General features: G+C 62.5%; 8 protein-coding genes. 6 read left to right on the top strand and 2 right to left on the bottom strand.

Features of this window, described 5'->3' with window-relative positions; all coding sequences use genetic code 11:
- Positions 1-108: 108 nt before the first annotated feature.
- Entirely contained in the window at positions 109-810 is a 702-nt protein-coding gene (locus B4N44_RS17045) for an SDR family NAD(P)-dependent oxidoreductase (RefSeq protein ID WP_296703360.1), read from the top strand.
- 90 nt (positions 811-900) lie between these two features.
- Here B4N44_RS17045 and B4N44_RS17040 read toward each other — a convergent pair whose 3' ends face one another.
- Positions 901-1,260 (bottom strand): HPF/RaiA family ribosome-associated protein, encoded by a 360-nt coding sequence (locus B4N44_RS17040; protein ID WP_296703357.1) that lies wholly within the window; start codon positions 1,258-1,260, stop codon positions 901-903.
- Between the two features lie 832 nt (positions 1,261-2,092).
- On the opposite strand from B4N44_RS17040, the gene B4N44_RS17035 reads away from it, so the two are divergent.
- Positions 2,093-2,941: a DNA-formamidopyrimidine glycosylase family protein gene (locus B4N44_RS17035; RefSeq protein ID WP_296703355.1), complete on the top strand. Its 849-nt coding sequence runs from the start codon at positions 2,093-2,095 to the stop codon at positions 2,939-2,941.
- Between the two features lie 123 nt (positions 2,942-3,064).
- On the opposite strand, the gene B4N44_RS17030 is transcribed toward B4N44_RS17035, so the two are convergent.
- Positions 3,065-3,643 (bottom strand): hypothetical protein, encoded by a 579-nt coding sequence (locus B4N44_RS17030; RefSeq protein WP_296703353.1) that lies wholly within the window; start codon positions 3,641-3,643, stop codon positions 3,065-3,067.
- A gap of 212 nt (positions 3,644-3,855) precedes the next feature.
- On the opposite strand from B4N44_RS17030, the gene B4N44_RS17025 reads away from it, so the two are divergent.
- From B4N44_RS17025 to B4N44_RS17010, 4 genes are read left to right on the top strand one after another with little or no spacing between them, the layout of a single operon-like run.
- Positions 3,856-4,305: a type IV pilin protein gene (locus B4N44_RS17025; protein WP_296703350.1), complete on the top strand. Its 450-nt coding sequence runs from the start codon at positions 3,856-3,858 to the stop codon at positions 4,303-4,305.
- A 56-nt stretch (positions 4,306-4,361) separates the two neighbouring features.
- On the top strand, positions 4,362-4,961 hold the full coding sequence (locus B4N44_RS17020) for a GspH/FimT family pseudopilin (RefSeq protein ID WP_296703345.1): 600 nt from the start codon (positions 4,362-4,364) through the stop codon (positions 4,959-4,961).
- A 17-nt stretch (positions 4,962-4,978) separates the two neighbouring features.
- Complete coding sequence (locus B4N44_RS17015) at positions 4,979-5,704, top strand: PilW family protein (RefSeq protein ID WP_296703343.1); 726 nt, start codon at positions 4,979-4,981, stop codon at positions 5,702-5,704.
- Between the two features lie 26 nt (positions 5,705-5,730).
- Positions 5,731-6,756 (top strand): hypothetical protein, encoded by a 1,026-nt coding sequence (locus B4N44_RS17010; RefSeq protein WP_296703340.1) that lies wholly within the window; start codon positions 5,731-5,733, stop codon positions 6,754-6,756.

Below are 6,756 nucleotides of genomic sequence, written 5' to 3'. Positions count from 1 at the left end.
TACCTTAAACTGATAGGTGGCAAGAGGCATGCTGTCCAGGTCTTGTAAAACTTTCGCCGCGCCTGAACCTGCCCTCGTACACCTCAACCGGTTTCATAAGGGCTCGAAATGTCAAAAACCTATTTGATCGTCGGCGGCACGTCCGGCATCGGCGCCGCGCTGCTCGGGAAGCTCGTCGCGCGCGGCCATCGCGTGATTCAACTCTCGCGTCATCCGCAAGCGGCGCCGGATCACCCGGCGGTCACCAGTCTGCATTGGGACGTCCGAACGAACGACTTCCCCGCGGATGCCCTGCCGGCGACACTCGATGGCCTCGTCTACTGCCCCGGCACCATCCGTCTGCGCCCCTTCGAGCGGCTGGCCGAGAAGGAGTGGACGGAAGACCTCGAGATCAATCTACTCGGTGCGGTGCGGGCGCTGCAGGGTGCAATGAAGGCGCTGAAGGCGGCGGAGTCCGCCAGCATCGTGCTGTTCAGCACGGTTGCCGTCGGAACCGGGTTGCCGTTTCACGCCTCGATTGCGAGTGCGAAGGGCGCGGTGGAAGCCCTGACGCGATCGCTTGCGGCCGAGCTCGCCCCGCGCATCCGGGTCAACGCCGTCGCACCGACCCTGACGGCGACACCGCTCGCCGAACGTTTGCTCGGAAACGAGTCAAAGCGCACTGCGGCAGCCGAACGGCACCCCTTGCGCACGATCGGGGAGCCCGAAGACGTCGCGGGTGCCGCGCTGTGGCTGCTGGAGGACGCACGTATGACGACGGGGCAAGTGATCCGAGTCGATGCCGGTTTGGCCACCTTGCGATCGACCTGACGCACTCCGAAGCGGTTCGACGAGGAGGTCAACCGCATCGAGACGCCCCCTGATTCAAAGGACGTCGGCGCTTGGATCAGGGCGCGGGAATCAACCTCCGATGGCGTGCGTTCCCGTGTTCAGGGCGCCGTGCGGGGGCTTGCGGGGGATACTGATTCGACGGCGCGCCCGGCGTAGATTGCGACGCGCGAGTCCGAAGACCTCGTCGATGGCTTCCTTCGCCGTCTTGCGTGCGTCCCGGACGACGATTTGGCGCCCGTGGGCGATCTTCGCGGAGAGCTCGCAGCGGACGCGGTGTCCATGGAGCGGGTCGAACTCCTCTTGGATGGTCGCCCGGGCTTCGAGATCTTCTCCCGGGAAGCGTGCGGCAAGCTTGGCCACTTCAGTCTCGATGTGACGGCGGATATCCCCGTCCAAGGCGAGGGTATCCCCGCCGATTTTGATCAGCATACTCTTCGAATCTCCGAAGACCCTGTCCAAGCGGACAACCGAGGTTACCTCGTTCGGTCGGGGTCGGTCTGTGGGGGCGAGCGGTGCGGAAGAACGTGTGTCGGATAGGACTCCGAATCGGAGGGGACACAACGCGGCGTTTTCGCTCGCGAAGAGATCATGGCGTTGCGGGCGCAGAAAAGCAAGGCACAGGAGTGGCGCAGACGCGACGGGCCTTGTCGGACGCGCCCGTGCGGTCGATCTCCGGGGAGCGGCATCAATCCGGGACGGCGCATTCAGACGTTGCCGAAGGACCCGAAGCAGGCGGCTGGCGGCGCATCAAACCATCAACACGATCTCCGTGGAATTTCCGACTAGATTCTGTCGAACTTTTCACCCGTGTGTGTCTCGAAACCCGCGAGCCTCCTCGGAGGCTGTCTGACTCCTTGTCGTGTTCCCCGCCTCCGGCGGGGTTTTTTTCTCAGCGGCGATTAAACCGCGTCCAGAGCGACATGCGCAGTTTTCATTGTTCGTTTAGCTTCTGAGATATCCTCGATCTCAGTGAGACGCGGTTTAGAATTTAAGATTTTTAATACTTTAAACCGCGCCGGCTCCGACAGTCGTCGGAGCCGGCGCGGCCAAACCATCCACCAAATTACGCATGCCGCACCGGGCGCGGTTTAGAGCGGATTGCCGCAACGTGGCAACACACCAGGCCGCACCTGCCGATCCGGCGTGGCGGGAACCCTTCGACGCCTTCAGACTCGAAGGAAACGCAACGATGAGTTCTCCTTAGTTCGCTCGCCCCGGATCGCGGGGCATCTTTTTTGTCCGCCCGATCTCGGTTCACCCCATGCCAGAAGGCGACACCATCCACAAGCTCGCGACCTTCCTGTCCGGCGCTTTGGTTGATCAGCATCTCGACGGCGCTCGTTTGCAGGGTCGCGCCATCCCGGCGCTCGTACAGGATCGGATCCTGCGAGTGACCAGCAAGGGCAAGCATCTCTTCATCGACTTCGAAGGCGGGGCCTCGCTTCGGGTCCACCTCGGGATGTACGGTTCCTGGCATCGTTACCCGATCGGACAGACCTGGCAGAAGCCCGCACATCGGGCAACCCTCGTCTTAAGCATCCCGGGACAGGATTACGTCTGTTTCAACGCAAAAGAGGTCGAGATCCTCGACACCCGCGGGTTGCGTAGACGCGACCGAACAGACCGCCTCGGGCCGGATCTGAGTCGCGATGCACCGGCCGCCGAGTCCCTGCTCCGTCGCGCGCGCGATCTCTTGCACCCCGAGACCGAGCTCGTCGATCTGCTGCTTGATCAGCGCATCGCCAGCGGCATCGGCAACGTCTACAAATCCGAGGTCCTCTTCCTGGAGCGCTGCGCACCGAGGACCCGCTTGGGCGACATCTCGGAAGAGACCTTCACCGCCCTCTACAGGAGGGCGGAACGCTTGATCCTGAACAACCTCGGCGGCGGCCCCCGGATCACGCGCACCGTCGACGACGGTCGCGGCATCCTCTGGGTCTACGCCCGCGCCGGAAAGCCCTGCTTTCGCTGCGGGACGGGCCTGCTGCGGGACCGTCTCGGGCAACATGCCCGATCCACCTACTGGTGTCCGACCTGCCAGTCAGGACAGGGCGTTCCCGGGAAAGAATCGACTGACAGGTCGGGGCGACTTGAGTCGCCACGTCAGTAGTTCGCAGACCACGACGAATGGGCGACTCAAGTCGCCCCTACGCTCGCCCCGGCAGTCCCGCTCGGAAAGGCTCGGTAGGTCAGCCGGGACAAACGCGCGCATACCGGGATTCCCGGGCGACGCTCAAGGCACCGTCGCAAGCGCTACCGTCAAGGTCGCGACATCACCCAACACGGCGCGGATCTCGGCAAGCGTCGGCGCCCTTGTATAAGCCGGATCATCGAGCCGCCCCAAACAGGTCATGCGCATCAGATTCGGGTCATGGCTGTCGTCCAGCCAAAAGTGATAGCCCGGACGAATCATCTGCGACCCGCCGCTGTCGCCGTGACCGGCCAGTTGGAAGCGAAGGCTCCGATCCAGACTCGGCGTCGGAACACGGCCGGACACCAAAGCGACATAATTCTGCACACGGGTGATCGGGATCTCGCCGGCCGGGATGCTCTGGATGCCCTCATGATCGATCCGACGGACCTCGAGGACACAGCTCGTCCCGCCGCCCGCACCTCGCGCGCCCCGATCCGACAGGAAGACCCGCGCCCGCCCGGGCGGGATCGACACCGGCCGGTTCAGCGTCAGTGTGCTGCCCGCAGGGAGCGCCACCCAACCGGTCTCCACGGATTCACGCACGAGGGTTTGGCAACCACCGATCAGAAAGAGCAGCCCGCCAACGATGGCTGATCGGATCAGGGTGTTCGCAGTCATGAGTTTCCGGTTGGTTGCCTGGTAGAGGTCGATATGGTGGCGAGCGACGCCGAGAGCTTGCCGAGCCGCTTGGCCAACAGTGTTCGTCGACACTGGAAAATTACACGAAATGTACTCATACTCCACCGTACACGCGATGATACGGCGACCGACGCCTAGACCCCATCGGCGCGGTCACTCGCACCACCCGGCTCGACGGCACTGACACGCGAATGGCAAGGACACTCATAAGACACCGAATCGGCTTCACGCTCATCGAGCTCCTGATCGTCATCGCGGTGATCGCCATCCTCGCCACCGTGGCCTTCCCCGCCTATCAGGACCAAATCCGCAAAGCGCGACGCACGGACGGACAAACAGCCTTGGTCGGCATCGCGATGGCTCAGGAGCGCTTTCGCGCCAATTGTAGCCGCTATGCAGGTGAACTGAACGCTGCCAAGTCCGGTATGGTCTGTGCGGATCCCGTTTACAGCCTGCCGTTTGCGGATGAAAGCCCCGACGGCTGGTACAAGCTGAGTTTGGGCAAGGCCGATGCCGCCGGATTCTACGCCGTCGCCACGGCCCAAAGGGCCCAAGCCGCCGATCGCGCAGGCGGGCTCGACTGCAAGGTCTTGACGATCGACCAAGAAGGCGCGAAGACGCCGCACGAATGCTGGCGCTGAGACGCACTGCAATGGTCGGCGTTGCACGCCTCCGCAGAACAACTCCGGACGCACGAGTGAATATCTCCCGCGCGCGACGAGTCGCTCCGGCCGGCTTCACCCTGCTCGAGCTCATGATCACGTTGTCGGTGCTCGCTATCCTGGCGTCCTTGGGCGTTCCGGCGATGCAGGAAATGCTCGAACGCAACCGGTTGAAGGGCGCAGCCCAGGCGCTTGCAGAAGACCTGCAATGGGTTCGCGGCGAGGCCATTCGGCGAAATCGGGATCTGCATCTGATCTTCGATGCCGGTTCTCCGTGGTGCTACGGAATCAGCGAGGCGAGTACATGCAACTGTCATCTTACCGATCCGGATGACGCGCAGGCCTGCACCCTGTCGTTCAACAACACGAAGGTGCTCAAACACCTCGATGCCGCAAACTATGCCGGGGTGAGCGCAACGGCGACCTTCGATCAAGGGGTGACCGGATTCGAGAGACGACGCGGCACCACGATGCGCATGGGTTCGGGGCCGGCAGGCTCGAAGCGGCACGGCAACGGGAGCGTCACCTTCAGCAATGCGCACGGGGGACAGCTTCGGGTCATTCTGAGCATGACCGGACGCGTCCGGGTGTGCTCGCCGGATCAGTCCGTGCCGGGATTCCGCACGTGCGCCTGATCCCATCAGGGTCGTCGATGAACATCGCTGACGGATCGCTCCGGCGACAGACCGGTGTGACCCTGACCGATCTCTTGGTCGGCACGACCGTCGGCGCGCTGGTCCTCATCGGGATCTCGACCACCTATGTCCTCGGTGCTCGCTCCACCTCGCAGAACGCCGAGCAGGCCCGATTGAACCAAGAGCTGCGCGCCGTTCTCGAGATCATGCAGCAGGATATCCGTCGCGCAGGTTTCTGGGATATGTCGGTGGTCGCAGATCCGGATCCGGCGAAGAACCCATTTCAGAACACGATCGACGGCATCGATCGCAGGCTTCGCACGGAACAGGTCGGCGGGGAGCCGGCCGCGAGCTGCATCCTCTACAGCTACGACCTGGAACACGGCAACCCGACCGCGATGACGATGTTCGGGTTTCGCCTGCGTGATCAAGCCGTTCAGATGCGCACCGGCCCCTCGAGTGTCGACGACAAGACCTTTGCATGCACGATTGGCAGCGGCAGCTGGGAGCGCATCACCAGCGACGATGTGCGCATTACGGACTTGCGTTTCAGCATCACAACCGCGCAGACGAATCTGGCCCGCGGAAAGGAAGACGCCGACTGTGAGAAGAACGAGCTTTGCCGAGAATCGCGACAGGTCGCGATCCTGATAGCCGGCCAGATTCGTGACGACCGGGCTGTACGGCAAAGCCTGCAAGCGACCGTCGCCGTGCGGAATGATCGCTATTTCGTCAAGGAGTGATCGGCATCCACCGATGAGGAAGATCAATGACTTCGCGGAAAACGAACTCGCAAAAGATCGAACGGCAGCGCGGAGCGCTCACGCTCATGATGGGCTTATTGCTGCTCATGGGCTCGACGATTCTCACGCTCAGCTCCGTTCGTATCGGCATCATTGAGCAGCGGATCGCGAACAACGAATTACGCGCAAAAGAGGCGCAGCAGGCTGCTCAGGCAGGACTCGACTATGCGCTCGCTCGAATCGCCCAGGATGACAACATCGACACCCCGCCACCGGTCACTGCCACCGGCGACGCCACTTACGACATCGTATTGACTGAACGCGAACGCGGCAATGAGATCTGTGTTCTATCCCGAGCCATTGCCCGCGGGGATGACAGCATCGAGGCGGTTGCTACAGAGTGCTTTCAGCAACAGCGGTTGCTCAAGATTGGAACCGGCGTCGGCCATGCCCCGCTCGTTCTCAACGGCTGTTTGGACGGCGTAACCGGCAACCCGGACATCTACCCTCGCGACTGCGAAGGCGCGGACGAAGACTGCACCTCGATTGCCATCACCTCGTCGGCGGAGATGGCATGTTTGGATTCGGGCCATCTTGATCTGCACGGAGGCGACATCGAGGACGATGCCTTCACTGGAAGCGCCTGGGATCAGGTTTTCGACATCAGTAAGGACGAGTTCAAGGCGATCGCCGACACCGGCGACCCGCAATTCCGCTGGATCAACTCATCAAGCAATTGGCACCAGAGTCTCGGCTCCGCCACGGAGCCTGTATATCTCGTCTTCAGCGCGGCGGCAGATTGTCCGAAGCTAAACGGCAATCCTACAATCTACGGCATTGTCTATTTCGAGAACGCGGCCGCCTGTCGCAGTCAGGGCTGGGGCGGGGCCACCGTCTATGGCTCGGTCGTCTTCGACGGCGCTCTGAAGAAACTGATGGCAAACAGTCGGCTCTATCATTGGAGTCGAGCCGGCAGCGACGGAGAACGGGCGAACCTCAATCGGGTTCGCTCGGCCAGTCGTATTCCGGGCAGCTGGCGTGACTGGGATTGA

The sequence above is a fragment of the Thiocapsa sp. UBA6158 genome (genome assembly GCF_002423035.1).
In the GTDB taxonomy this organism is placed as follows: Bacteria; Pseudomonadota; Gammaproteobacteria; order Chromatiales; family Chromatiaceae; genus Thiocapsa.
The sequence above is the reverse complement of the archived record's forward strand: the minus strand, read 5'-3'. Positions and strand labels throughout refer to the sequence as shown.

What these genes read in the sequence shown, in the direction of transcription:
- B4N44_RS17045 (WP_296703360.1), top strand. Translation starts at nt 109, where the DNA reads ATGTCAAAAACCTATTTGATCGTCGGCGGCACGTCCGGCATCGGCGCC.
- B4N44_RS17040 (WP_296703357.1), bottom strand. Translation starts at nt 1,260, where the DNA reads ATGCTGATCAAAATCGGCGGGGATACCCTCGCCTTGGACGGGGATATC.
- B4N44_RS17035 (WP_296703355.1), top strand. Translation starts at nt 2,093, where the DNA reads ATGCCAGAAGGCGACACCATCCACAAGCTCGCGACCTTCCTGTCCGGC.
- B4N44_RS17030 (WP_296703353.1), bottom strand. Translation starts at nt 3,643, where the DNA reads ATGACTGCGAACACCCTGATCCGATCAGCCATCGTTGGCGGGCTGCTC.
- B4N44_RS17025 (WP_296703350.1), top strand. Translation starts at nt 3,856, where the DNA reads ATGGCAAGGACACTCATAAGACACCGAATCGGCTTCACGCTCATCGAG.
- B4N44_RS17015 (WP_296703343.1), top strand. Translation starts at nt 4,979, where the DNA reads ATGAACATCGCTGACGGATCGCTCCGGCGACAGACCGGTGTGACCCTG.
- B4N44_RS17010 (WP_296703340.1), top strand. Translation starts at nt 5,731, where the DNA reads ATGACTTCGCGGAAAACGAACTCGCAAAAGATCGAACGGCAGCGCGGA.